The 25757-nt window shown below is 67.6% G+C and carries 24 protein-coding genes; 10 read left to right on the forward strand and 14 right to left on the reverse strand.

Translation table 11 applies throughout. The features are described 5' to 3' along the window. Nucleotides 1-104 precede the first annotated feature (104 nt). Entirely contained in the window at nt 105-878 is a 774-nt protein-coding gene (locus K254_RS0120650; protein ID WP_081710296.1) for a uracil-DNA glycosylase, read from the reverse strand. A 124-nt stretch (nt 879-1002) separates the two neighbouring features. Between K254_RS0120650 and K254_RS0120655 the strand changes: the two genes are divergently transcribed. Together K254_RS0120655 and K254_RS0120660 are read left to right on the forward strand one after the other, a co-directional pair. Then, nucleotides 1003-1377, forward strand: coding sequence for a DUF3263 domain-containing protein (locus tag K254_RS0120655; RefSeq protein WP_081710297.1), 375 nt, complete (start codon nt 1003-1005; stop codon nt 1375-1377). Nucleotides 1378-1418: 41 nt separating this feature from the next. Continuing rightward, complete coding sequence (locus tag K254_RS0120660; RefSeq protein WP_026556930.1) at nt 1419-2039, forward strand: LytR C-terminal domain-containing protein; 621 nt, start codon at nt 1419-1421, stop codon at nt 2037-2039. A 77-nt stretch (nt 2040-2116) separates the two neighbouring features. On the opposite strand, the gene K254_RS26280 is transcribed toward K254_RS0120660, so the two are convergent. Beyond that, nucleotides 2117-2671 (reverse strand): TM2 domain-containing protein, encoded by a 555-nt coding sequence (locus K254_RS26280; RefSeq protein ID WP_051389455.1) that lies wholly within the window; start codon nt 2669-2671, stop codon nt 2117-2119. 363 nt (nt 2672-3034) lie between these two features. Here K254_RS26280 and groL point away from each other — a divergent pair, with 363 nt between their 5' ends. After that, nucleotides 3035-4660, forward strand: coding sequence for a chaperonin GroEL (gene groL / locus K254_RS0120670; protein WP_026556931.1), 1626 nt, complete (start codon nt 3035-3037; stop codon nt 4658-4660). A gap of 85 nt (nt 4661-4745) precedes the next feature. Here the strand turns inward: groL and K254_RS0120675 are convergent, their stop codons facing one another. Then, nucleotides 4746-5360, reverse strand: coding sequence for an AMIN-like domain-containing (lipo)protein (locus tag K254_RS0120675; RefSeq protein ID WP_035750434.1), 615 nt, complete (start codon nt 5358-5360; stop codon nt 4746-4748). A gap of 149 nt (nt 5361-5509) precedes the next feature. Here K254_RS0120675 and K254_RS0120680 point away from each other — a divergent pair, with 149 nt between their 5' ends. Further along, the gene (locus tag K254_RS0120680; protein ID WP_026556933.1) at nt 5510-6466 is read left to right on the forward strand and encodes a ribonuclease HI family protein; all 957 of its coding nucleotides are present in this window, start codon (nt 5510-5512) and stop codon (nt 6464-6466) included. Between the two features lie 159 nt (nt 6467-6625). Here K254_RS0120680 and K254_RS0120685 read toward each other — a convergent pair whose 3' ends face one another. The 5 genes from K254_RS0120685 to K254_RS24570 all read right to left on the reverse strand — a co-directional run bounded on the left by K254_RS0120685 (nt 6626) and on the right by K254_RS24570 (nt 11246). Beyond that, nucleotides 6626-6919, reverse strand: coding sequence for a WXG100 family type VII secretion target (locus K254_RS0120685; RefSeq protein WP_026556934.1), 294 nt, complete (start codon nt 6917-6919; stop codon nt 6626-6628). Nucleotides 6920-6994: 75 nt separating this feature from the next. Next, the gene (locus tag K254_RS24565) at nt 6995-8602 is read right to left on the reverse strand and encodes a sensor histidine kinase (protein WP_081710298.1); all 1608 of its coding nucleotides are present in this window, start codon (nt 8600-8602) and stop codon (nt 6995-6997) included. 4 nt (nt 8603-8606) lie between these two features. Beyond that, nucleotides 8607-9317, reverse strand: a complete 711-nt coding sequence (locus K254_RS0120695) for a response regulator transcription factor (RefSeq protein ID WP_026556935.1) — start codon at nt 9315-9317, stop codon at nt 8607-8609. 121 nt (nt 9318-9438) lie between these two features. Beyond that, nucleotides 9439-10065 (reverse strand): response regulator, encoded by a 627-nt coding sequence (locus K254_RS0120700; protein WP_026556936.1) that lies wholly within the window; start codon nt 10063-10065, stop codon nt 9439-9441. Then, a complete protein-coding gene (locus tag K254_RS24570; protein WP_035751213.1) occupies nt 10062-11246 on the reverse strand; it encodes a sensor histidine kinase in 1185 nt (394 codons plus the stop codon). The genes K254_RS0120700 and K254_RS24570 overlap by 4 nt, the downstream gene beginning before the upstream one ends. A gap of 201 nt (nt 11247-11447) precedes the next feature. Here K254_RS24570 and K254_RS0120710 point away from each other — a divergent pair, with 201 nt between their 5' ends. Continuing rightward, entirely contained in the window at nt 11448-12014 is a 567-nt protein-coding gene (locus K254_RS0120710) for a GlcG/HbpS family heme-binding protein (RefSeq protein ID WP_026556937.1), read from the forward strand. Between the two features lie 10 nt (nt 12015-12024). After that, entirely contained in the window at nt 12025-12738 is a 714-nt protein-coding gene (locus K254_RS0120715) for an ankyrin repeat domain-containing protein (RefSeq protein WP_035750436.1), read from the forward strand. Here the strand turns inward: K254_RS0120715 and K254_RS0120720 are convergent. Then, nucleotides 12735-13757, reverse strand: coding sequence for a magnesium and cobalt transport protein CorA (locus tag K254_RS0120720; protein WP_026556939.1), 1023 nt, complete (start codon nt 13755-13757; stop codon nt 12735-12737). The two genes, K254_RS0120715 and K254_RS0120720, sit on opposite strands and share 4 nt — an antisense overlap. A gap of 399 nt (nt 13758-14156) precedes the next feature. On the opposite strand from K254_RS0120720, the gene K254_RS24575 reads away from it, so the two are divergent. Then, the gene (locus tag K254_RS24575) at nt 14157-14552 is read left to right on the forward strand and encodes a DUF805 domain-containing protein (protein WP_231391930.1); all 396 of its coding nucleotides are present in this window, start codon (nt 14157-14159) and stop codon (nt 14550-14552) included. Nucleotides 14553-14580: 28 nt separating this feature from the next. Here the strand turns inward: K254_RS24575 and K254_RS24580 are convergent, their stop codons facing one another. Genes K254_RS24580 through K254_RS0120745 form a run of 4 tightly spaced genes read right to left on the reverse strand, consistent with a single transcriptional unit; the run spans nt 14581 to nt 19242 of the window. After that, entirely contained in the window at nt 14581-16038 is a 1458-nt protein-coding gene (locus K254_RS24580) for a sulfatase family protein (protein ID WP_051389457.1), read from the reverse strand. Next, nucleotides 16035-16952 carry a carbohydrate ABC transporter permease gene (locus K254_RS0120735; RefSeq protein WP_026556940.1) on the reverse strand — a complete coding sequence of 306 codons (918 nt, stop codon included), beginning with the start codon at nt 16950-16952 and terminating at the stop codon, nt 16035-16037. The genes K254_RS24580 and K254_RS0120735 overlap by 4 nt, the downstream gene beginning before the upstream one ends. Before the next feature lie 8 nt (nt 16953-16960). Beyond that, nucleotides 16961-17938, reverse strand: coding sequence for a carbohydrate ABC transporter permease (locus tag K254_RS0120740; RefSeq protein ID WP_035750438.1), 978 nt, complete (start codon nt 17936-17938; stop codon nt 16961-16963). Then, nucleotides 17938-19242 (reverse strand): sugar ABC transporter substrate-binding protein, encoded by a 1305-nt coding sequence (locus K254_RS0120745; protein WP_026556942.1) that lies wholly within the window; start codon nt 19240-19242, stop codon nt 17938-17940. The genes K254_RS0120740 and K254_RS0120745 overlap by 1 nt, the downstream gene beginning before the upstream one ends. 319 nt (nt 19243-19561) lie before the next feature. Here K254_RS0120745 and K254_RS24585 point away from each other — a divergent pair, with 319 nt between their 5' ends. Both K254_RS24585 and K254_RS24590 read left to right on the forward strand, forming a co-directional pair. Beyond that, nucleotides 19562-20752 carry a GntR family transcriptional regulator gene (locus K254_RS24585; protein ID WP_231391931.1) on the forward strand — a complete coding sequence of 397 codons (1191 nt, stop codon included), beginning with the start codon at nt 19562-19564 and terminating at the stop codon, nt 20750-20752. A 26-nt stretch (nt 20753-20778) separates the two neighbouring features. Further along, nucleotides 20779-21762: a Gfo/Idh/MocA family protein gene (locus K254_RS24590; RefSeq protein ID WP_051389458.1), complete on the forward strand. Its 984-nt coding sequence runs from the start codon at nt 20779-20781 to the stop codon at nt 21760-21762. 102 nt (nt 21763-21864) lie between these two features. Here the strand turns inward: K254_RS24590 and K254_RS0120760 are convergent, their stop codons facing one another. After that, nucleotides 21865-24237: a polysaccharide lyase 8 family protein gene (locus tag K254_RS0120760; protein ID WP_026556943.1), complete on the reverse strand. Its 2373-nt coding sequence runs from the start codon at nt 24235-24237 to the stop codon at nt 21865-21867. A 267-nt stretch (nt 24238-24504) separates the two neighbouring features. Between K254_RS0120760 and K254_RS0120770 the strand changes: the two genes are divergently transcribed. Further along, a protein-coding gene (locus tag K254_RS0120770) for an IS3 family transposase (RefSeq protein ID WP_155848397.1) occupies nt 24505-25652 on the forward strand; the annotation gives its coding sequence in 2 pieces (ribosomal slippage) (nt 24505-24778 and nt 24778-25652; 1149 coding nt in all). Nucleotides 25653-25757: the final 105 nt, after the last annotated feature.

Genomic DNA, 25757 nt, shown 5'->3' on the forward strand with positions numbered 1-25757 from the left:
TGTGCTCTGGGGGCGCGGTTTGACGGCGGGGGCAACTGTCACGGCGGGACTCCTTGGGTGCCGGCGCGGCCGGCCATCGAGGTGCCCAGGTGAGGGCACCCTAACTACTTTAGCCGCGCGGGCAGCTTCCAGTCGACCGGAGCGGCACCCTGCTCCACCAGCAGCTCATTGGTGCGGCTGAAGGGATGGGAGCCGAAGAACCCCCGGGAGGCGGACAACGGGCTGGGATGCGCGGACGCCACGATGGCCGTTGCGCCCAGCAGCGGGCGCAGTTTGAGGGCGTCGTTGCCCCACAGGATGGCCACCAGCGGCTTGTTCCTTGCCACAAGCGCGGCGATGGCAGCCTCCGTAACGGCCTCCCAGCCCTTGCCCCGGTGCGATCCGGCGGCGCCGGGGGAGACGGAGAGTACGCGGTTGAGCAGCAGCACGCCCTGCTCCGACCACGGCCGCAGGTCGCCGTGCGGCGCCGGGTCCAAGCCGAGGTCCGTGGCCATTTCCTTGTAGATGTTGGCCAGGCTCCGGGGCAGCGGCCGGGTGGCGGGGTCCACGCTGAAGGACAGCCCGACGGCGTGTCCCGGCGTCGGGTACGGGTCCTGGCCGGTGATGAGCACCTTGACCTCGGCCAGCGGGTAGGAGAAGGCGCGCAGCACCACGCTGGCCGTGGGCAGGAAGCCGCGGCCGGCGTCGTGCTCCTCCTGAAGAAACCCACCCAGGGCGCGCAGCTGCGGCTTCACCGGGGCCATGGCCGCGGCCCAATCCGGGGCCATGAAGGAGAGCGGATCATCCGCCAGCCGCTGCAGGGCGGCCAGCTCTGCAGGGGTGGTCCGTGCCGCTGCCGTGAGGGGCGCGTCGTCAAAGAGTGCCGGCTGGTTGTCCATTCCACCATTGTTCGCCATCGCTCGTCCGGAGCCCAGTGGGGCCGTCTCTGAATGACAATGCTGTTGTTCGCAATTAGTATGGAGAGACTGCCAACTTATCTGCGAACAGGGAAGGAAGTGAGCCATGTCTGATGCCAATACGGCCGATCATGGGCCGGACCATCCCCTTGGCGAGGACGGCATTGCCGATGCCCCGGCGGAATCCGCTGGCGCTCCGCAGGACGGGGCCGAGCAGGACGCCGCCGAGGAGGCTGCCGGCCTGAGCGAGCGGGATGTGGCCATGCTGGCCCTGGAACGGCAGTGGTGGAAGTACGCCGGTGCCAAGGAACAGGCCATCCGCGAACTCTTCGACATTTCCGCCACGCACTACTACCAAATCCTCAATGCGCTGATCGACACCGAAGACGCGCTGGCCCACGACCCCATGCTGGTCAAGCGATTGCGTAAACTACGTACGTCGCGCCAACAGGCCCGGACGGCCCGCCGTCTGGGCAGCTGACGCCGCCCGTTGCCACAACACCACAAGGACACCGCCGCCACATGAGCACCTACCCTCGGGACGAATTCGACAAGGTCCCGGAAAATTCCTCGCGCCACGGAGTCCACCGCACCAGCATTGCCCCCACCCGGAACAACCTCGTTCCGCTGGTGGCTTTCGGTGTTCTGGCACTGGTGGTGGGCCTGGTGGCGTTCTTCGTCCTCCCGACACTGGGCTTCGGCCCCGCCTCCGCCTCGCCCAACGCCGTGATCACGAGCGGCCCCGCCGCCACGACCGACGCAGCGACCGGCGCCCCCACCGAGGAGCCGAAGGAAACCTCCGCTCCCGCCACCTCCGCGCCCGCCCCCACGACTGCCCCGCCGACGACGGCGCCTCCCGCGGCCGCCGTCGACAAGACCGTTCCCGTGCAGGTGTTCAACGGCTCCGGAGTGGGCGGTCTGGCGGCCAAGTACAGCGGCATCGTCACCGGTGCCGGCTGGGGCGTCTACCAGACGGCCAACTGGCAGGGCATGGCGCAGCCCAGCTCCGTCATCTTCTACAGCGGCACGGCACAGAAGGCGAACGCCGAGTCCCTCGCAGCGCTTCTGGGCATCAACCGCTTGGTGGACACCGCCGAGCTGGGCATCCCGCTGGCCGTGGTGCTGGGCCCGGGCGCCTTCTAAGGCCCTAAACGACAAACTGCCCTGCAGGTGCTTCCCGCTTCAAGCGGGCAGCAGCTGCGGGGCAGTTTTGGTTGGTGCTAGTCCCTCAGGGGGATGCCCTTGGCATCGGTGCGGAAGTTCTCCGAGCCCGTCAGGATGAGGATGCCCTCGATGAGGCCCCAGATGGCGCTGGCAACGGCCAGGAAGCCCAGCGACAGCACGGTGATCAGCAGCTGGGCCACGGCCTTGCCGATGTAGCCAAGGTAGAAGTTGTGGATGCCCAGGGAACCCAGGAAGATGCCCAGCAGGCCGGCAACCAGCTTGGACTTCTGCTCGCTCGGCAGCTGGTAGCCCTGCTGCATCGGTTGTCCGTAGCCGGGCTGGGGGTAGCTCTGCTGCATCGGCTGGCCGTAGCCGGGCTGCGGGTAGCCCGGCGCCTGCTGGGCGTAGGGCGGGTTCTGGACGGGTGCGCCGTAGGGAGGCTGCGCTGCCGACGGCGCTGCCGGGTATGCCGGCGCCTCGGCGGCCGGCGGGGCCGGGGCCGGCTTGTCATAGCCTGCCGGCGGCGCGGGGTAGGCCGTAGCCTCTGGGGCTTCCGGGATGTCTGGCACCTCGGGGGTAGCCGGCTTCTCCGGGGTGGGCTGTTCGCTCATTGTGGCTCCTTGGAATTAAAGGAGGGCATCATCGCTGCCCCCATCGATGCATGTGCAGGAGTATCTCCCCTCCCACGCTATGGCATCTGCCACTTCAGCGGAAGGACATTCGGTTTCACTGGCAGCTCAAGACGCGCGCGTATGTTTGCACTCTCCACCACAGAGTGCTAATTATTGACTTAGCACTCTGTGGTGGAGACTGCTAGAAACAGCTCCACCAGCAGCAGTGAAAACACTTCCAGTGTGGTGAGGGTGAACCGGCCGGCGTATAGAGATCGCCGTCCCGTGCAGCCCGTCCGTCGCGGGCACCACATGTACGGAAACCTAGTCCGAAATGACTGTCCCGAAAGGACTGAAGCCTCCATGGCCAAGATCATTGCATTCGATGAAGAGGCACGCCGCGGCCTCGAGCGCGGATTGAACATCCTCGCCGACGCCGTCAAGGTCACCCTCGGCCCGCGCGGCCGCAACGTGGTTCTCGAAAAGAAGTGGGGCGCCCCCACGATCACCAACGATGGTGTTTCCATCGCCAAGGAGATCGAACTGGACGACCCGTTCGAGAAGATCGGCGCCGAGCTCGTCAAGGAAGTTGCCAAGAAGACTGACGACGTCGCCGGTGACGGTACGACGACGGCCACCGTTCTGGCCCAGGCTCTGGTCAAGGAAGGCCTGCGCAACGTTGCCGCCGGCGCCGACCCGCTGTCCCTCAAGCGCGGCATCGAGAAGGCCACCGAGGCCGTCATCGCCGAGCTGCTCGCCTCCGCCAAGGAGATCGAGACCAAGGAAGAGATCGCAGCCACCGCTTCCATTTCCGCCGGCGACACCGAGATCGGCAACCTCATTGCCGAAGCTCTGGACAAGGTCGGCAAGGAAGGTGTCATCACCGTCGAGGAGTCCAACACCTTCGGTCTGGAGCTTGAGCTCACCGAGGGCATGCGCTTCGACAAGGGCTACATCTCCGCCTACTTCGTCACCGACGCCGAGCGCCAGGAAACCGTCCTCGAGGACGCCTACATCCTGATCGTCAACTCCAAGATCTCCAACGTGAAGGACCTCGTTGCAGTTCTGGAGAAGGTCATGCAGTCCAACAAGCCGCTGCTGATCATCGCCGAGGACATCGAGGGCGAGGCTCTGGCCACGTTGATCGTGAACAAGATCCGCGGGACCTTCAAGTCCGTTGCCGTCAAGGCTCCGGGCTTCGGCGACCGCCGCAAGGCCCAGCTGGCCGACATCGCCATCCTCACCGGTGGCCAGGTCATCGCCGAGGAAGTCGGCCTGAAGCTGGAAAACACCACCCTTGAGCTGCTGGGCAAGGCCCGCAAGGTTGTTGTCACCAAGGACGAGACCACCATCGTCGAAGGTGCCGGCGACGCCGATGCCATCGCCGGCCGTGTGGCCCAGATCCGTGCCGAGATCGAGAACTCCGATTCGGACTATGACCGCGAGAAGCTGCAGGAGCGCCTGGCCAAGCTGGCCGGTGGCGTTGCAGTCATCAAGGCCGGTGCCGCTACGGAGGTTGAGCTCAAGGAGCGCAAGCACCGCATCGAGGACGCTGTCCGCAATGCCAAGGCTGCCGTTGAAGAGGGCATCGTCCCCGGCGGTGGTGTGGCTCTGATCCAGGCTGGCGTGAAGGCATTCGCCAACCTGAACCTGACCGGCGACGAGGCCACGGGCGCGAACATCGTGCGCGTTGCCATCGACGCTCCGCTGAAGCAGATCGCCTTCAACGCCGGCCTGGAGCCGGGCGTTGTTGTCGACAAGGTCCGCGGCCTGCCCGTTGGCCACGGCCTGAACGCCGCCACCGGCCAGTACGAAGACCTGCTGGCTGCCGGCGTCAACGACCCGGTAAAGGTGACCCGCTCTGCTCTGCAGAACGCTGCCTCCATCGCCGGTCTGTTCCTGACCACCGAAGCAGTTGTGGCCGACAAGCCGCAGAAGTCTGCTCCGGCTGGCGGCGGCGACGACATGGGCGGCATGGGCGGTTTCTAACCACACCCGTCTAGCCTGACGACGGCGGTGTCCGGTTCCCTTTTGGGGGGAACCGGACACCGCCGTCGTTCTTGTTTCTGCGCCGCTACCAGCGGTGGGCGACGTCGACCACCAGCCGTGATCCATCGCCCGGACCGTCCAGGGTGAAGACCCGGAACGGCAGGCGGGCCCGAACGCCCAGTCCAATCTGCGTCACTGCTTCAAAGGTGCCCAGGAAGGCCACCTGGCGGAAGGTCGCAAAGCCTGCAACGTTGACTGCTTCCTTCGGGTTGGCCGGGGAGTACGTGGCGTTGTAGTCGCTGTCATGGGCCGGTGCCAGCACCGTCACCTGGAGGAACGCTCCACCCCGCAGCGGAACCACGGCACCCGAGCCATCCTGCACCACCTCGGGGACGTAGCGCACGGTGTAGCGGGGAGCCTCGCCCCGCACGTCCACCACCAGACGGTCGAAGCACGCATGGCGCCCGGCGCGGATGTTGGTGATGGGATCCTGGCTTGGCCCCAGATTGGTGGCATTGGACCTTGGCAGCGATCCCCAGACAATGCCGCAGTTGTGCCAGGACAAGCCGGAAACCGGGACTGCAGCGGCAGTGGATGCCGAGGCTCCTGCCGGTGCAACGAGGCCGAGCCCCGCCGCCAGCAGCACTGCGGCCAATGCGGTGCGCGCCTTCCGCCACCGCGTGGGGATGGTGATGTCCATGTCAGCGCCCTGCTTGGTTGAAGGAATGCGTCAAGTGTGGCTGGGGGATGGCGCACGATCAAGCAAGGATCGGCGGCGATGGGGGTACGATTCGGCATCGCTGGAACTCGTGGGAATCCGCGTGCTCCGTCCCATGAAAGTATTGATGCATGACGATTGTTGCTGCCGCTGATGGGTCCGCACTGGGAAATCCCGGGCCGGCCGGCTGGGCCTGGTACGTGGATGAGAACTGCTGGCAGGCCGGGGGCTGGCCGCATGGAACCAACAACCAGGGCGAGCTGATGGCCGTGCTGGATCTGTTCCGCTCCACGGCGCACCTGCCGAACGAGCCGCTGCGCATCCTCTGCGACAGCCAGTACGTCATCAACTGCATCACGAAATGGATGCCGGGTTGGAAGCGCAAGGGCTGGCGCAAAGCCGACGGCAAGCCAGTGCTCAACGTGGATCTGCTCAAGGACATTGACGCTGCCATCGTGGGCCGCAGCTACACCTTTGAATGGGTGAAGGGCCACGCCGGACACGACCTCAACGAGGCGGCCGACGACAAGGCGCGTGCCGCTGCCACGGCCTACCAGGCCAAGCGCCAGCCGCCCCGCGGGCCGGGGTTCCCCGGCGCCGTCGACGGCGGAACCGCAGCCTCGCCGGCAGGACAGCTCTCGTCGTCGCCCGTGCACCAGGCAGCGCCGCAGCAATCGGTCCAGCTGGACCACGAGCAGCCGGACCTCTTCTCCGCCCTGGCCGACGAGGACGCGGCGCCCTTCGCCCGCACCCCGGCCGACGCCGTCGTCGCGCTGGAACGGGAGCTGCTGGACCCCTCGGTCCGGGCCGACAGCACCCGCGTGGCGACCCTGCTGCACCCCGACTTTGAAGAGATCGGGGCCTCAGGGCGCCTGTGGACGCGCGACGCCGTGCTGGACGAACTGGTGGGCGAGGCCTTTGCGGAGCCGGCCATGGACATTTTGAATGTTGCCATGTTGGACGGCACCACGGCCTTGTTGACGTACCGAAGCACCGACCAACGGGGGAGTTCGCTTCGCAGCTCCCTGTGGCGCCACGCCGACGGCCAGTGGCGCCTGCGTTTCCACCAAGGCACCCCCGAGGCGTAGGGAAGCGGCAGGGGACGCGGACCTGCATCGGCGACGCACTTCCCCGTCCATGACGCGACCACTACTGCGTCCTGGAAGGGGTTCGACGTCGCTGGCCGGGGACATTGACTGCTCACCGGGTTTCGGCTCCGCTTCGCTGCGCTCAACCACCGGGGAGGGTCAGCGGGCGGAGAACATGCGGGTGTTGGCTTCTTCGGCCTGGGCGTATTGGGTGGCGGCGGTGCCGAGGGCGGCGTTGATGCTCTCAAGGGAGGCTTCAACCCGCAGCTGGGTGGCCCGCCAGTCATTGACAAGCACCTGGAAATTGTTCGAGGCCGCGCCGGTCCAGGTGGACTGGAGGTCCGCCAGATTGCGGGTCATGGCATCCACCTCGGCCCTGATGCGCTCCATCGAGCCGTGGACTGCCTGGTTCTTGACCCCGAGCTCGTCACTGTTGACGTTGAACTGTGCCATGGTGTTCCTCCTGGAATCGTGGGTTGCACCATTCCATGCTGGGACGGCCGCAGGCAGCCCAGGCACCCGTACGTCCTAGTTGTGCTGGCCCGCGCCCTCCGCCGCAGCTGTGGAGGAACCGGCGGCATCGGCTGCGCCGGGGGAGGCCGCACCGCCGTCGCTGCCGCCGTCGCTGCCAGGCGCTGGCGCAGTGGCCGCTGCCCCGCCGTCGGCGGCTGTCTCGTCTCCGGCGTCGGAGGCGGACTCGAACGGCAGCGTAATGACCATGGTGGCCCCGCCGCCCTCCGTCGGTTCCAGCCGGACGGTTCCGGAGTGGGCTGCAACAATCGCCGCCACAATGGCCAGACCCAGCCCGCTGCCGCCGGTGTTGCGGTTGCGGGAGGTGTCGGCCCGGTAGAAGCGTTCGAAGATGCGCGGGGCCTCTTCATCGGAGATGCCCGGCCCATGGTCGCGGATGGCCAGCACCGAGACCTGGCGGTCGGCTTCGGTGCGTGTGCCCACCAGAATCTCCAACGGCGTTCCCTCGGGGGTGTAGCGCAGGCAGTTGCCCATCAGATTGGCCACCACCTGGCGCAGCTTGGCCTCATCGCCTCGGGTCGGGGCGCTGGTGGCCGGGCCGCCGTCGAGGCCCTGGACGGTGATGGTCCTGTCCCCGGCGATGGCGCGGGCGTCCACGACGGCGTCGTGGCCCAGCAGCAGCAGGTCCACCGGTTTGAGCTGCAGCGGGCGCTGTTCGTCAATGCGGGCCAGCATGAGCAGATCCTCCACCAATTCGCCCATGCGCTTGGCTTCGCTCTCGATCCTGCCCATGGCGGTGCCCACATCCTCCGGGGTCTGCAGGGCGCCGTGGCGGTACAGCTCGGAGAAGCCGCGGATGGTCACCAGTGGGGTGCGCAGCTCATGCGAGGCGTCGGCAACAAAGCGGCGCATCCGCGTCTCCGACGCCGTGCGGGCGGCGAAGGCGGATTCGATGTGCGCCAGCATCGCGTTCAGCGAGCCGGACAGCCGGCCCACTTCGGTGTTGGGGTTTTCAATGTGCACGCGCCGGGACAGATCGCCGGCAGCAATGGCCGCGGCGGTCCGCTCCACCCTGGCCAGTGGTCTAAAGGATCTGGTGACTGTCCAATAGGCGATCATCGTGCCCAGCGTGATGGCCAGTATGGCGACACCCGCGATGACCACCGCCAGCCGCTCCATGGTGCCGTTCAGCGACTCGTAGGGGAGGCCGACGACGACGTACCCGACAAATTTGGCCGGCCCGTCGGACGCCGTCACCGTGATGGTCGCCGGCGAGACCAGGATCAGGCGCCAGGGGTCGCCGCCGTCGCTGCTGGGCGCGGTGAAGGGCCGCCCGGCCAGCAGGTTTGCCTGGTTGAGGGTCAGCGGCGACATCACCGGCTGGTCCTTGCCCGAGCGGTTCTGGCCCACCAGGGAGCCGTCCTGGGCGAAGTAGCCCACGTAGTACTCGAAGCCGATGGGGTTGTCCGGATTGTTCTCCGCGTGGACGCCGCCGGCGATCGATTTCTGGAAGGTTTGCAACTGCGCGTCCATCTGGTCCTCGAGGAACGAGTGGAGCAGCAGGAACGTGGTGGTCCCCAGCGCCAGCAGCGAGAGGGACAGCAGGGCGCTGATGATGGCCACCAGCTGCGACCGCAGCGAAGCGTTCTTCCAGATGTGGATCAAGGGACTAGCGCTTCTCTGCCGTCCGGAGCACGTAGCCCACGCCGCGCTTGGTCTGGATCAGGGCGGGCAGGGATGGATCCGTGTCCACCTTGCGGCGCAGGTAGGAGATGTAGGACTCCACGATGGAGGCGTCGCCGTTGAAGTCGTACTCCCAGACGTGGTCCAGGATCTGGGCCTTGGACAGCACGCGGTTGGGGTTGAGCATCAGGTAGCGCAGCAGCTTGAACTCGGTGGGGGACAGCTCCACGGTCTTGCCCGCGCGGCGGACCTCGTGGGCGTCGTCGTCGAGCTCCAGATCGTCAACGCGCAGGACGGCGTCGTCGTCCTCGGTCGGCTGGGTGCGCCGCAGCACGGCGCGGATGCGCGCCACCACCTCATCCAGGCTGAAGGGCTTGGTGACGTAGTCGTCCCCGCCGACGGTCAGGCCGGTGACCTTGTCCTCGGTGTCGTCGCGGGCGGTGAGGAACAGCACCGGGAAGTGCCGTCCGGCCGCGCGCAGGCGGCGGGTGACGGTGAACCCGTCCATGTCCGGCAGCATCACGTCCAGGACGGCCAGATCGGGGTTGTGCTCCTCGGCGGCGGCCAGTGCCTCGCGCCCATTGGCGGCGGCGACCACCTCAAAGCCGGCAAACCGCAGCGAGGTGGAGAGCAGCTCGCGGATGTTGGGCTCGTCGTCGACAACAAGGAGCTTTGCTTCGGGTCCAGTCTTTTTCACCATTTCAGTCTCCGACCATTGGCTGGGAATTGGCTGAATATACCTTGTGCGTCCACTGTCAGCGTACGCCCAGCCCGCATCCGGCGTACAGTCAGACGCCGCTCGGCCGCAACACCGGAACTCAGCGCATGCCCTCTCGGCGGATGGCCGTGGCGATGGCGGCCGCGCGCGTCTCCACGCCGAGTTTGGCGTAGATATGGGCCAGATGGGTCTTCACCGTGGCTTCGGAAATGAACAGGCTCCGGCCCAGCTCGCGGTTGCTCAACCCCTGGGTGAGCAGGGTGAGCAGCTCCGCCTCGCGCGGGGTGAGCACGGCCTCCGGATTGCGCAGCTGGGCAAAAAGCCGCGAGGCCACCGGGGCGCTCATGTGGCTGCGGCCGGCGACAGCGCCGCGGACGGCGGCGAAGATCTCCTCCGGGGCGGCGTCCTTGAGCAGGTAGCCCATGGCGCCGGCGTCCACCGAGCGCACGATGTCCGCGTCGGAGTCGTAGGTGGTGAACACCAGAATGGGTTGGCGGGGATTGTCCGCCCGCAGCGCCTTGATGGCCGCGATGCCGTCCATCCCGGGGCCCATGGCCAGATCCATGATGACCACATCGGGGCTCGACGCCGCCACGGCGGACAGGGCCTCTTCGCCCGAGCCGGCCTCGGCCACGACGTCGAGGTCCTCCTGGGTGCCCAGCAGCGCCTTCAGCCCGGTGCGGACCACCAGATGGTCGTCCACCAGCAGGATCCGGATGGTGGTCATGGGGTGTCCTCCAAGAGTGGCAGCGGAATCTGGGCGGCGACGATGGTGCCCTCGCCGGGGGTGCTTTCCACACTGAAGGTGCCGCCGAGCTGCTCCACGCGCTGGCGCATGGCCCGCAGCCCGTAGCCGCCATCCGCACTGGGCGCATCCAGCAGCTGAGGATCGAAGCCGCGGCCGTCGTCGTGGATGTCCAGCGTCACGGCGTCGGGCAGATAGCCGAGGGTGAGCACCGTGCGGCTGGCGCCGGCGTGCAGGGTGATGTTGGCGCAGGCGCTTTGGGCGACCCGCACCATGGCATGGCGCACATCCAGCGGCACCGGCCGTTCCAGTCCCGTGGCCGCCAGCTCCGCCCCACCCACATAGGCGGTGGCGGCCTCGAGCAGCGCGGCAGGGAGGGGGACATCGTCCGAACCGGGGGAGGACAGCTCATGGACCAGGCTGCGGGTCTCGGCCAGGTTCCCGCGCAGCAGCGTGCCGGCCTGCCGGATGTCAGCCAGGGCCGACGGCGCCGGCCAGGACCGTGCGGCGGCCTCCAGCAGGAGGATGTTCGAGGCCAGGCCTTGGGTGACGGTGTCGTGGATTTCCCGGGAGACCCGTTCGCGCTCCGCGGCGGCGCCGGCCTCGCGCTCGCTGGCCAGCAGCCGCTCCTGCGCCGCCTCGACCTCGCGGTGGAGCTGCCGCTGGATGCGGGCGTCGGCCTCGATGCGGTCGTACACCACCGTCAGCAGGACGCCGACGGCGAGGGGTCCCAGCAGCATGGCAATGTCGGTGCCGCCGCTGAGCCTGAACAGCCCGGCGGCGGTGGCCACGGTGGTGGCCGCCGCGGCGGTGTAGGCCACGGCACCGCTGAAGGCGGCGCGGCAGAGGAAGTAGAGGGCGAAGGAGCACCAGGCGAAGCTGGGGGCCGAGAGCACCAGTGGCACCCAGACGGCCATCAGGGCCAGCATCCACACCGGATGGGGTTCGCGGTGCCGGGCCAGAACCGCCACCGAGGCGTACAGGATTGCCACGGCTGCCGCGGCCGCCAGCACCCAGAGGTTGTCCGCCGGGCTGTGCCGCATCGTGTACCGCACCCCGGAGGCCACCATGAGGACGGCAAAGCCAAAGTGGACGACGGCGTCGATCCGCTCCAGGGAGGGCCGCCGGGCAGGGGCCCCGGGCACAGTGTCTGAGGCTCTCATGCGGTGTCCATCCAGGTCCATCCAGCGGCAAAGGGTTCCTGTTCCATGCTAGAGGGCGCGCGGGAGGCTCCGCCTCAGCCATTTGGCTGATACGGCCGCCCCAACGGCTGAGGCCGCGGTGGCCGAAGGCCCGATGCCCGGCGGCGGCAGGTGGCGGAAGCATGGAGGAACACGCAGTTCATTCCATCCGAGGAGACCACCATGAAGAAGTCCACCGCCATCTTTGCCTCCGCTGCCGCGGCAGCCCTGCTCGCCACCGGAGGGGCCACCGTCGCCGCCAACGCCTCCATCGCACCCGAGGCGCCCGCCAAGGTGCAGACCGTGGAAGCGGCCCCGGCACAGGAAAACGTGGTGTCCCAGAACCGGATCTCCGTGGACGCGTCGGCCGCCGCCGTGGCCGCCGCGATGGACAAGTGCCAAGGCGACAAGCTGCCCTTCGTGACGGTGGCCCTGGTGGACCGCTTTGGCACGCTGCAGGCGCTGCTGCGCGGCGACAATGCCGCCGAGCACACCATTGAGGCGGCCCAACAGAAGGCCTACACGGCCGCCGCGTTCGGCGCCCCCACCAGCGAACTGGCCAAGCGCATCAACGGCAACGGCCCCGGCATTGACGATCTGCCGGGCACCCTGTTCCTGGCCGGCGGCGTGCCGGTGAAGGTCAACGGCGTCTCGATTGCCGGCATCGGCGTCGGCGGGGCGCCGGACGGCATGCTGGACGAGGCCTGCGCCGCCGCCGGAGTGGCAGCCCTGGCCGCCGCGGCCAAGTAGGCTCGGTTCCATGGGCTCCTTTCAGCACCGGGCGCTGGCGCTCGCCGCAGTCGCGGCGGGGCTGCTGTTGGCAGGCTGTGCTCCGGCGGGCGGAGCGGCACCCGGCGCCGGAGGGGCAACGAGTTCGACGACGTCGTCGGCCTCCGGATCCCAGCCGTCGTCGTCCGCCCCGTCTCCGTCCACCCCGGCGGCCCTGCCTGCACCTACTCCACTCACGAAAGAGGAACAGATGGCACTGGACACCGACCTCATTCTGGCCGTCAAGGCCAACGACGCGGCCCGCGTGGGCGAACTCATCGCCGCCGGCGGGGATGTGAATGCCAAGGATGCGATCCAGGACTCGGCGTTCCTCTATGCCGGAGCCGAGGGGTTCAACGAGGTGCTGGCCCTGACGCTGGCCCACGGCGCCGACGTCGCGAGCACCAACCGCTACGGCGGCACGGCGCTGATCCCGGCCAGCGAGCACGGCTACGTGGAGACGGTGAAGATCCTCATCGCCGCCGGCGTGCCCGTCAACCACGTCAACAACCTGGGCTGGACGGCCATGCAGGAGGCCGTGCTGCTCAACGACGGCGGGCCCAACCAGCAGCAGGTGGTGTCCCTGCTGCTGGCCGCCGGTGCTGACCCGGGCATCCGCGACCCCCAGGGGCGCACGGCGCTGGAGAACGCCGACAGGCTGGGCTTCACCGGGCTTGCCGCCGTGATCCGGGGCGCAGGCTTCTAGAGCCAGCGCCGGCGCTTGAACACGGTGTAGAGCCCCACGCCCAGCACGATCATCAAGCCAATCGCAAAGGGATAGCCCAACTCCCAATGGAGCTCGGGCATCACATCGAAGTTCATGCCGTAGACGGTGCCCACCAGTGTGGGGGCAAACAGGATGGCCGCCCACGAGGAGATCTTCTTGGTCTCCTCGTTCTGCGCAATGCTGGTCTCCGTCATGTGCCGCAGCTCATCGTTCTGCCGCTGCGTCACCAGCGTCGCGTGGACGTTGATGGCGGTTTCCAGCAGGGCGCGGAAGCTGTTGGCCCGGTCCGTGACCCGCAGCAGATGGTCCTGGACATCGCGCAGGGCGCGCTGCAGTTCGATGTCCACGCGGTACTTCAGCGAGCCGCGCTGCAGGCCCTGGAGCATGTCGCCCAACGGGTGGACGGCACGCTGGAAGTTGATGACCTCGCGGGAGAGTTCGTAGATGCGCCGGGACAGATCTCCCTTGTAGGCGCTGTCGAAGAGCTGGTCCTCGATCTCATCGATGTCGTTCTGCAGCCCGGCGATGACGGGCTCGTACTCATCCACCACCTCATCCAGGATGGCGTAGAGGACCGCCTCGGGGCCCTTGGCCAGCAGCTCCGGATTGGCCTCCAGTCGGCGGCGCACGCGGGCCAGATTGGGTGACTCTGCGTGGCGGATGGTCACCACAAAGTCCTTGCCCATGAAGATGTGCAGCTCGCCGAACTCCACCATCTCGTCCGCGTCAAGGTAGCGGGCCGGGCGCAGCACCAGGAACAAGGTGTCGCCGTAGCGTTCCAGTTTGGAGCGCTGGTGTCCGGAGAGTGCGTCCTCGACGGCGAGGTGGTGCAGGTCGAACTCGGCGGCCACGGAGCGGATGGCCGCCGGCTCCGGGCGGTACAGGCCGATCCAGGCCATGCCGTCGCCGGCATGCCTCGCCTCGTAGGTTTCCAGCAGATTGGTGGGGGTTTCCGTGCGCCGTCCTGCGACGTACAGGCCGTTGTCAACAATGCTCATGGGTAGGCTCCGCTCTGGTGGCCGGCCCGCCGGATCGCGGCGGGGCACGGCAACGGCAGCACCGCAAAGAGTGCGGTGTGCCGGAGGATGTGTGGTCCGGGAGCCGGCGCGGCGGCGTCTTGGAGCGGGCCCGGACCTGGCGGGGCGAACGGGAGGTTCGGCCTAGAGGGAGCGGGAGGCGTGCAAGAGGGCGCGGCCTGCGTCGGCGTAGATACTATGACTGGCCAAGGCCGTTCACCGCCTCTCCTCTTGCGAGCTCAGATGGCCCTCGGGCACCTTTGAAGGGCGGGCCTTCACCGAGCATAGCAACGCCCCCCGCCAGGTGCGCAAACGGCCGCCCGCCCAGGCCCAGCCGGCCAGCCGGTGCGCCGCCGCTGCAGAGTTCGGTACTGTGTCCCCATGACGCAGGCACCAGCCCCAGCCCCGATGTCCTTCGGCATGGCGATCGCCACGGCGTTGGGCAAATACGCGGACTTTGGCGGGCGGGCAACAAGGCCGGAATTCTGGTGGTTCGTGCTCTTTGCCGCCCTGGTGGGCAGCGCCTTGGGCGCCTTGAACATTGCAACTGGCAACGGCGTGTTTGCCATTGGTTCCAGCCTGGCGTCGGTATGGTCCGTCGTCGTCCTTCTGCCGACGCTGGCCGTGATGGTCCGCCGGCTGCGCGATGCCGGACGCGAATGGGGCGAGGTGTTCTGGCTGCTGGTGCCCATCGCGGGCCTCATCGTGCTGGCGATCCACCTCAGCGAACCGTCAAAGCCCGATATGACCGACAAGACCGCAGGGGCCGGCGTCTGACGACACACGGCCTACGGACCGGCCGCCCTCAGGGAGCAGCAGGCTCGGCCGCGGCCAGCTGCCGAAGCCCGGGCAGTCCAGCCCAGTCGTCCCCGGCAGCCGCAAGCTCCGCGGCCAGACGGGTTACGCGGGCGGCCGTCGCCGGCCCACCAATGATGGGATGCAACTCGTACGGGTCGGCGTCCAGATCGAAGCACTCCACCGACGTCCCGGAACCGGAACCGGAACCGGTCCCGGTGCCGGGGGAGTGGCTGGCGACAATCTTCCACGTGGCCGTCCGGAAGCCCCGCAGGCTGGGGGCGCCTGCCGCGTCGTGGGGGTAGCGGAAGTACAGGGCCCCGGCGTCGGCATCTGCAGCGCCCGGGTCCAGCAGCGAGGCGGCCAGGTTGGCGCCCTGCATCGCAGTGGGGATGCTGTCGGCCAGACCCATCAGCCCCAGCAGTGTGGGGCCGGTGTCCACGCTGGAGAGCACCGTTGGATTGGGCCCGGTGGGGATCCGGCCGGGCCAGCGCAGGGCAAAGGGGATCCGCATGGATTCCTCGTACGGGACGTTCTTGTACAGCTGCTGGTGGCTGCCCATCTGCTGCCCGTGGTCGGAGGTGAAGACCACGATGGTGTCTTGGGCCAGTCCGCGGTCCGCCAGCGCGTCCAGCAGCCGCCCCACCTGGGCGTCGATGGCCGCCACCGCAGCGTAGTACAGGGGAGCGATCTCCGCGGCCTCGCGGCCGGCACCGCCGTCGAGGTCCACATTGGGCCGCGGCAGCAAAGCCTCGGCGGGCAGGTCTCCGTAGCTCTGGTCCCAGCCCTCGGGCAGCTGGTCGAAGGGCTGGTGCGGCGGGTTGTAGGAGACGACGAGCGCGAACGGCGCCCTGTTGTTGGGCGCGCCGCCGTCGTCCGGAACGCCGTCGTCGAGGAAGCCGATGGCGACGTCCGTCTCGTGGGCCGCGGACCAGCCCTGGACGTCGATGCGCTGCTCCCGCGGTGCGTCCCCGGTCCAGTAGTGCGGCGTCAGGTGCTGGTCGCAGCAGCCGTAGGAGTACCAGTAGTCGAAGCCGTGCCGGCATTCCGGGGGCGAATAGGCATCCCAGTAGCGTCCGTCCTCAAGGATGCCCTCGCCGTGGACGGCGTCCTCGGGGACGGGTGCCTGCAGATGCCACTTGCCGATGTAGCCCGTCCGGTAGCCGGCATCCCGCAGCACCCGGACCCAGGACGGCGCGTCGGCGCGCAGGCCCACGCCCCATGACGCCGTCAGCGAGTTCACATTGTGGGTCACGTGGTTCTGGTGCGGATACTGCCCGGTCATGAGCATCGCCCGGTGCGGGCTGCAGACCGGGTAGTTGCTGACCGCGTGGCGCAGGGAGGTTCCCTGCGCCACGAGTCCATCCAGCGACGGCGTCGACACGGGATCGCCGCCATCGCCGGGTGCATCCAGGCACATGGCCCGGAACTGGTCCGCCAGGACAAAGAGCAGATTGGGCCGGCTCATTTGCCCATGCCCAGGGTCAGCCCCTCCGTGAGGTGGCGGCCCAGCCAGACGTAGACGATCAACATGGGCAGCACCACGATGCACAGGCCGGCGAAGAGCCCGCCCCAGTCCGCTCCGGAGTAGGTTTGCTGCTGGACAAAGGAGATCAGCGCGATCGGCAGCGTGTACTTTTCGGTGGATTGGATCAGCGTCAGGGCCAGCAGCGTCTCGTTCCAGTGGCTGACCACCTGCAGCACGAAGGCGGTCAGGATGCCGCCCTTGGCCAGCGGCAGCGTGATCTGCACGAAGGTCCGCAGCGCCGAGGCGCCGTCCAAGGCGGCCGCCTCCTCCATCTCCAGCGGCAGGCTGCGGAAGAACGCCGTCAGCAGAAACACGGTGAACGGCATCGAGACGCCGATGTACACCAGGTTCAGGCCGAACAGGCTGTCGGTCAGGTGGGCCTCGTTCAGCATCACGAACAGCGGAATCAGGATCACCTGCGCCGGGATGCCCAGCCCCAGGATGAAGTACATGCTCAGCGCGCCCGTCAGCCGGCTTTCCACCCGGCTGAGGTAGTACGCCGCCGGGGCCGCGAGGGCCACCGTGAGGAATGAGGACACGCCTGTCGTGACGACGCTGTTGACAGTTGCCGTCGCAAAATCGCTGGCGGTCCAGGCCCGGACAAAGTTCACCATGTCGAAGGATTCCGGCATGCCCCAGGGGTTGCTGAGGATGGCGCGGGTGTCGCGGAAGGCCTGCAGCAGCATCCACACGAGCATGCCGATGCTGATCGCCACCACGGCCCACAGGAGCACAACGCCGATGCTGCGGGCAATGCTGTGCTCCGCCCGCATCGCCGGGCTGGTGCCGCGGCGGTTGGCCGGACGGCGCAGTGGAGCCGGCGCCGGCGGTTTCTGTTTGGTCAGAGTTGTCATGATGATCCTTAGAATTCGACGGCGTCGCGGCGCATGGCCCGGCGGAGCACGACGACGAGCACGGAGACGAGGGCCAGCGAGATGATGGCCGACGCCGTCGCCGCTCCGTAGGCGGGCGTGGACTGGCCGGAGAAGGCCGTCACGTAGGTGTAGACGGCAGTGGTCCAACTCTGCGTTGGCGGGATGCCGGCGCCGCTGCTGCCACCGAAGACCCAGATGATCTCGAAGATCTTGATCGATGAGATCGTCCACAGCACCGCGCAGGTGCCGAACACATCCCAGGTCAGCGGAAGGATCACATAGCGCAGCCGCTGGAACGGGGTGGCTCCGGCGAGGGCGCAGTCCTCGTAGTAGTACGGCGGGATGCGGTCGACGCCGGCCATCAGGATGGTGGTGAAGTAGCCGGTGGTGGTGGCCACCAGCGTGGCCATGATCAGCGGGAAGATGTTGTCCTGGGCCAGCCACGCCGGCGGGTTCTGAACCCCCAGCGGTGCCAGCAGCGTGTTCACGATGCCGCCGGGGTTGAAGATGAACCCGGCCAGCACGCCAAAGACCAGGGCGTTGATCAGGTGGGGGAAGAAGATCACGGAACGCACAATCTTCTTCCCCGCCATGTCCCGCAGCACCAGCGTCATGGCGAAGGCCAGAATGAAGATGGCAGCGCCCACCACAAAGAGCAGCAGCAGGGTGTTGCCGAAGGACTTCAGGAACAGCGGATCCCGGAAGACCCTCAGGTAGTTCTCAATGCCCACGAAGGTCATGGGACCGCTGCCGGCCCACTTGTGCAGGCTGATCCAGGCGGCCCCGATGGCGGGGATGATGAACAGCGCCGTGTAGAAGATGAACGCCGGGCCCACGAAGGGGACCAGGAGCTTGCGGCGCTGGCGGTCCATGGTGCTCCCGCCCGCCTGCGGACGGCCTGCTTCCTTGGGACGGCGCTCCGTCCCAGAGGAGGCAGTGCGCCGGGTGGTGGTGGCCGCGCTCATCAGCCGTTGTCCTTCCAGTACTGGACCTGGGCGTCCTTCATCTTCGCGACGAACTCAGCAGCGGAGATCTTGCCCAGGAACAGCTGGTCATCGATCGGCCAGAACACCTTCTCCATGTAGCCCGCGTACGTTACGCCGTCGCCGCCCTGGTACACGGTGGTGGCGTTGTCGAGGGCCTTCTTGACCGAATCCATCTGCGGGGCGCTGGCGGCGTCGGCGCGGATGGGCAGCACCTTCGCTTTGGTGCCGTAGTCGTCCTGGTACTTCTTGTTCAGCATGAAGGCAGCCAGCTGCTGGGCCAGTCCGGGGTTCTTGGCCTTCTTCGGAACGGCCCAGCCGATGAAGTCGGCGCGCACCGCGGCGGGCTTGCCATCGATGGCCGGGAACGGGAAGGAGGAGTACTGGAAGCCCTCGGCGGCGTAGGTGCTGGTCTCGGTGGGCAGCCAGGAGCCGTTGAGGATCAGCGAGGCCTTGCCACTGGCCCACACCTGCTGCTGGGCCGGCCACTTGCTGGCGTCGTAGCCGGGGACCAGGTAGCCGCCCTTGGCGATCTGCTCCACCTTCTGTGCAGCGGCGAGGACCTTCGGGGCATCCCAGCCGGCACCGGTCTTGTCGGAGGCGAGCGTCTTGAAGGAGCCCGGGCCCTCGGTCCGGATCAAGGCGGTGGTGAACCATAGGGCGTTGTACCCGGCCACATCGCCGTCGGCGGCGAGCGGTGTCTCACCGGCGGCCTTGAGCTTGTCCAGCTCGGCGATGAAGCCATTCCAATCGGCCGGCGGGTTGGCCACGAGCTCTGGGTGTTTGGCGGCGTCGAACCAGATGGCATCGGAGCTGAGGCTGTACGGCAGCATCCAGGGCGTCCCGTCCTCGCCCTTGATGTTGCTGATGGCAGTGTACTTGGCCGGGACCAGCTCGGAAACCTTCTTGCCGTCCACCACGGTGTCGTAGGCGGCGCCGAGGGGAAGGGCCTGCCCCGTGTCGCCCATCGTTGTGGCCAGCTTGGCGTAGGGGCCGTCCACGATGTCCGGCACGTTGTTGGTGTTCAGGGCGGGGACGAGCTTTTCGGTGTTGGAGCGGCCCTGCCACTGCACCTTGACGGTGGCGCCGGTCTGCTGCTCAAAGTCGGCAATGGCCTCGGCGATCACCTTTTGCTGCGGTTCGCCGTCCTTCCACATGGACCAGTACGTCAATGTACCGCCCTCGGAAGGGGCCGTGCTTGCCGAGCCCTGCCCGCAGGCGGTCAGGGCCAGTGAAGCGCCGGCCAGTACGGCCAGTGCCTGCACGATGCGGGACTTGGAGTTCATGAAGCCACCTCTGTTAAGTCGTTGGGCTGTTTGAAAGTTGTTGTTTGATGCGAGTCTTTGCGCCGCCGTGGCGGCTGTGTCCCACGACTCAAACAGCCGCGAAAGAGAGGAATCAAGGAGTACCTGGGGAACATTGCGCAGGATTGATGCGCATGTCACACCATGACTTGTTCCTACGTTGTGGGTCGGGCTGTTGTTCCGGCGATTTGGCGGTGGCATGGTGGGCAGGCAGTGCGAATTCTTTTGGAATAGTCCTTTATTCATTTCTTTTCAGCCCGGGATACTCGGTTCCCGGAGCACAATCCGCAAAGGAGGGGCAGTGGCAGCAACAGGTGCAACGCGCCGCATCAGGGACACAGTGTCCAAGGACCTCAAGTTCCAAGCCCTGGCCGATGAGCTGCGGCGGGGCATCCTCGCCGGCACCTGGGCCATCGGTGCCAAGCTTCCGACGGAGGCCCAGCTGGCCAGCGAGACGGGGTTGTCCCTGACCACTGTGCGGCGGGCCTTTGACGAGCTGGTTGAATCCGACCTGGTGGTCAGGCGGCAGGGGGCCGGCAGCTTTGTCGCGCCGCCGCAGCCGGTCCGGCGGCGCTCGCGGTTCACCGTGGGCGTGCTGCTGCCGGATACGCAGCTGTACTACCCCCGGGTGCTGCAGGGCATCGAACAGACCCTGTCGGCGGCGGATGTGAGTCTGCAGCTGTCCACGTACAACTACCAGCCGGAGCGCGAGGACGCCAGCATCGACTTCCTGCTGGGCTCCGGCGTCGACGGATTGATCCTGGTGCCCACGCTGACGGGCATCCCCGATCCGGCCCGCCGGGTGGCGGAATTGATGGCGCTTGATGTGCCGGTGGTCCTGCTGGAGCGCAGCCTCACGGACCTGGGTCCTGGGGACCGAAGCGAGCATGTCTGCTCCGACCACCAGGGCGGGGCGTATGACGCCATGGCTCATCTGCGGGCCCTCGGGCATGAGCGGATCGCGCTGCTGACGCGCACCAACACCCCGACCGAGCCTGCCATCGTGGCCGGCTACGAGCGGGCCGCCGCGGACATGGGCTTTGCGCCGCAGATCATCCGGCGGACCAAGCCGGAATGGGAGGACGGAGCCGCCGAGGGCATGCTGGCGGCCCTGCGCGAGGTGGGAGCCACCGCGGCCCTGGTGTTCGGCGATCGGGAGGCAACCCTCCTGGAGGCCGCCGCGCGGCGGGCAGGCGTCCGGATCCCCGAGGATTTGGCGCTCGTCTCGTACGACGACGAACTGGCCGATGTGGCCGAAGTGCCGTTGACGGCGGTGGCCCCCGCCAAGCACCGGATGGGCAGGATGGCCGCGGAGATCATGCTGCGCAGGCTGGTGGAGGGCGCCGAGTGCCCGCTGCACCAGGTGCGCCTGCGGCCCGGACTTGTGGTGCGGGAATCGTGCGGCGCCCGGCTGCTGCCGGCCCCCGGCCAGGCAAACCCGGACCGGACAAGCACGGACTTGAGTGCGACTGACTTGATAAGCACCGACTAGGGAACCACGGAGAGAAGGAATTGTTAATGCGGATAGGAATCATCGGTGCCGGGGCGGTGGCCCCCTTGCATGCGCAGGGGGCCGCCAGTATTGAGGGCATGACACTGACAGCTGTCTGCGATCTGAACCTGGAGCGGGCCATCGCCGTTGCGGCCGAGTGGGGAGCCGCCGTCTTCACCGACTACCGGGAGCTGCTGGCAAGCGGGCGGGTGGACGCCGTCGTCGTCAACACCCCGCACAGCCTGCACACGGAAATGGTGCTGGCGGCAGCTGCCGCTGGAATCCACGTGCTGGTGGAGAAGCCCATGGCGACCACCCTGGCCGACTGCCAACTGATGGAGGACGCCTGCGATGGGGCCGGCGTCGTGATGGTGATCGGCCAGATCCAGCATTTCCTTCCCGAGAAGACGGCCATGGCGCAGGTGCTGGCCACCGGCGAGCTGGGCCCGGTGCAGATGATCCACGACTACCGCAGCACCGACTACCGACCGGGCCACCGCTCGGCCTGGTTCTTCGACAAGGAGGTCTCCGGCGGCGGCGCGTTCATCAACATCGGCGCCCACTGTCTGGACCGTGCCCTCTGGATGGGTGGGGCCCGGGCGGCATCGATTTCGGCCACCACCCGCAACCGGTTCGGCTCGCCGGTGGAGACCGACGGCGCCATGGAGCTGGAGCTGGCCAACGGGGTGGCGGTGCGCATCTTCATCGCCTCGGACGCACCCCGGCACCTGGATGAGATCGTGGTGGTCTGCGAGCACGGGCTGGTCAGTGCGGATCCGCGCCAGGGCACGTTCATCCAGCGCGACGGTGTGACCACGCAGATCCACACGTCCTCGCCCTCGGACATCCAGACGGCCTTCACCGCACAGCTGGCCGACTTCGCCTCCGCCGTGGCCGGCGGCCAGCCGGCCGTCAGCACGGCCCACGCCCGCCATGTGGTGGAACTGGTGCTGCAGTCCTACGAGTCCGCCGCCCGCGGCGAGGCGGTGGTGCTGTCCGTTCCGGCGTAGGACTTGGCCGTACCCGGGGTGTTGCCCCGGGCCCGGCAGTCCGCACGCGGGCACAGGGAAGGCGGCCAGTCCATTGGACTGGCCGCCTTCCCTGGTGTGCCGCTACTTGTGCAGCTTCAGCTCAACGCTGGCCCCTGCCAGCCCCGCCGTCGGGATGGTGACGACGACGTCGCCGTTGCCGGCACGGACAAGGGTGGCCCCGGAGCCGGAATCCACGCGGGTGAACTTCGTGCCGGTGATGGTGAGGACCACCGAGGCGGCGCTCTGGGTGGGGTCCGAGACCGCCAGCTTCAGCACGCCCGGCGTCTGCCAGGCCAGCACGCAGGCGGGACCGCCGGCGGCGATGCTGCCCACCGTGGCCGGCTGCCAGAAGGTGGCGGCCGTCAGTTTGCCCGAGGCGATGCCCTGGGCCGCTGCGTCGTTGCGCAGCACGGTGGGCCTGTCCTTGGTGGAAGCCTTGGCCGTCGTTTCCGCGGTGGCGCCGGGCAGGACGGCGTAGGCGTAGCTGCCCTGAGCAGGGCTCCTACCGTGGTCCACCAGGAGCGTGGCGTACTGGCGGGTGGTGGGGGCAGCGGTGCCGCCGGTGTTGATGTCCTTCCACGATCCCGTGCGGTTTTCGCGCAGCACCGTGACGGATGCGCCGTCGAGGAACAGGTAGCCGGCCACCCCGTCCAGATGCGCCCATTGGGGTCCGGCGTGGACGCTGGCTGCGCCGGCCTCGGTCTGGACCGCGGCGCCGTCGACCACCAGGGCATTGCCGCCCGTGGGGCCGAGGTTGCGGTGTTCGATGATGCTCTCGACGCTCTTCCCGCTGTTGGTGCGGATGTCCGAGCCGAGCGCCACCACCATGTCCGGCAGGAAGAACCAGGACTTCCGAGCCTTCATGCCGGTGCCACCGGGGGCCACCAGATGCATGCCGACCACGCCGTAGTCTTCCAGCGTGGCGCCGCCCGTCCACTCATTCTGCGGCGTCTTGGCACCCCACTCGCCCTCCACCTTGGGCTTCAGCGGGGTGGTGTCGACGGTGGTGCCGGGCAGCCGGTTCAGGTTCGCCGTCGGCCAGAAGTCATCGTCAAAGTGGCCGCCGTCGCCGGTGTACAGGTAGGTGAGGCCGGAGCCGGTGTTGTAGCCGGTGTTGTTCTCGCCATTGCCGCATTCGTACCAGGTCATGCGGCGGCTGGAGAGCCCCAGCGCCACCGCCCAGCCCTCGGAGCGGTAGACCGAACGGTCCATGCCGGCGAAGAATTTGTGCCCCACCGGCTCCGCCGCGGCCGGTGCGCCGGCGGCGAGCAGTTCCTTGAGGAGGGCGGTGCGCGGAATCGTAGCCCCCGCCGTCGGGCTCTTGTACGTGCTGCGTTGGATCCAGCCCTGGCAGAGCGAGCTCCAGCGCGCGGCGGTGGTGGAATCCACGGCACGGGCCAGCCACAGGATGGCCTCGATGGCCATCGCGCCGTCGTCGTAGCTGCGCTCCTGGGTGCGCGAGATGGCGCGACCGCGGACGGAGTCCAGCATGGCGCCGTCGTGGATGAACGGGGCAAAGGAACTCTCGACGGCGTCGAACAGGATGCTGCGGGTAGGATCGGCGACGGCGTGGGGCGAGCCGCCCAGCAGCGAGAACAGCTTCGCCAGGCCACCGAGCAGGACGACGCCGTAGGTGCCGGTGTAGCCGATGGTGGAGTGCTGCACGAAGGATCCGTCTGCGAAGAAGCCATTGCCGCTGGTGACGTACTGCCACACCGGGCTGAGGGCGGCGATGGCCGCGGAAAGCCGCGCGGTGTCCTGGCCGACGATCGAGCGGATGATGATCGCCTGGCAGATGTCCACGCGGTTGGCGCCCTCGGAGAGGATCTTGCCGCGGCTGTCCGGGAACTGCATCGTGGGGTCCGGAATGAAGTGGTCGACGGCCGCGCAGTAGTTGGCGATCTCGGTGGCGTCCAGCTGGTCCCCGAGGATGGCCATCGTGTCCGTCAGGGCCTTGGGCGTGCCGATCTCCCAGGACCACCAGTTGCCGTACTCGGCCTGCCCGGCGTTGTAGACCAGCCGATGCCCGTCCGCCAGTCCAGCGCGGATGTCCGCCAGCAGGGCCTCATCGCGAAGGTACGCCGAGCCCGGCGTGGCCCAGGCCGTGGCCATCTGCGCCAGCCGCTTGTAGACCGTGACGATCTGGGCGTCGACGGCGAAATCGGTGTCCGAGAAGACCTTGGTCCGGGCCCCGCCCGGGACCAGCAGCGCCAGCGAGGCGGCGACGGCCGTGTCGAGCCGGGCCAAGGTCGCGGCGAAATCAGGGTCCGACGCCGAGACCACCGTGCGGCCCGTGGTCTGGTCCACCCAGCGTTCACGCAGCGCCAACAGATCAGCATCGGTGGCGGTGGTGGCAGCCTGGGCCAGGGGCGCGAAGCCTGCTCCCAGGGCCGTGAGAAGCGAGGCGGCGACCCCGCCCTGCAGCAACTGGCGTCGGGTGAGTGCGATGTTCATTCAATGCCCTTTCCATGCCCGCGTGGCGGCGCCGATGCCGTCCACTGCGTTGTTGAAGTCAATGACAAGGATTGACAAGCAATAAAGGGGTAATTGGAAAATTGTTGTGGTTTCGGTCATTGGCGGCGGTCTGGGGCGCGTGGTGGGGTCGTCGATCAGCGCGCCCAATGCTCTGTCGAAGTGCGGATGGTTGGGTCCCCGCGTAGGAGTCCAGTGTTTGTGTGAGTTTCGTGTCCGAGAATGGACACAGGAGGAAATTCACGAATCATGGCACGCAGACACACCCCCGAGCAGGTCATCGCCAAAGTCCGGCAGGGCCAGAAAATGCTCAATGACGGACGCCCGATGGTCGAGGTCATCAAGGAGCTCCAGGTCACCGAGGCAACCTGGTACCGCTGGCTGAACCAGTACGGGTCCGAGAAGAACGCCGAGGCGTCCAAACGGACCAAGGAGCTGGAGAAGGAGAACGCCCGGCTCAAGCGGCTGCTGGCGGAAAAGGAGCTCGCCATCGACATCCTGAACGAGGTGGCCAAGGGAAAATTCTGAGCCCCGAACCCCGCCGCCGTGCCGTCCGCATGGCGGTGGAGAAGTTCGGGGCGTCCGAACGCTTCGCCTGCGCTCTTCTGGGCCAGAACCGCTCTGCCTTCCGGAAGAAGAAACCGGACATGGGTTTCGAGGAGATGCAGCTGCGGGCGGAGCTCCGGGCCGTGGCCGTGAAGCACCCGGCGTGGGGCTGGCGGAAGGCCCGCTGGCACCTGCTCGCGCAGCCTGCGTGGGACGGTGTGGCGCTGAACCGGAAGCGGATCCGCCGGCTCTGGCGCGACGAAGGGCTGACCTGCAAGCCGAAGGCGCGGAAGAAGCGGCGCACCGGGCCCGGCGCCGGGGAGCAGAAGCGCCTCACAGCGCAGTACCCGATGCACGTGGTCAGCTTCGATTTCCAGTCGGATGTGACCTCCTGCGGCCGGCATATCCGGTTCTTCAACGTCATCGACGAATACACCCGCACCGCGCTGGCGATCATCCCGCGCAGGTCGTTCAAGGCCGCCGACGTGGTCGCGGTGCTGGAGAACATCATCGCCGAAACCGGCACGGCACCTGCCTACGTCCGGTGTGACAACGGGCCTGAATTCACCGCCGCGGCATTGATCGAGTGGTGCAACACCGTCGGCGTCGACACGGCATTCATCGACCCTGGATCACCTTGGCAGAACGGCTTCATCGAATCCTTCAACGCCCAATTCAGAAGGGAACAACTCACCGGCGAGATCATGGACACCATGGCCGAAGCAAAGTATTTGGCCGCCGAATGGAAAGCTATCTACAATCATGAACGGCCCCACGGATCCCTGGACGGCATGACGCCCTACCGGTACTGGGAAACCTGGACGCAAGAGAACCAATTAGCTATCGCATAGACGCTGGACTGCTAACGGGGGCCCAACCACGGACCTGACGTTCGTGACCTGGATGTCGGAAGAATCGTTTACTACTGGACGGTGAGCTGTTGCGGCGTCGCAACT

The organism is Arthrobacter sp. 35W, from assembly GCF_000482545.1.
Lineage (GTDB): Bacteria > Actinomycetota > Actinomycetes > Actinomycetales > Micrococcaceae > Specibacter.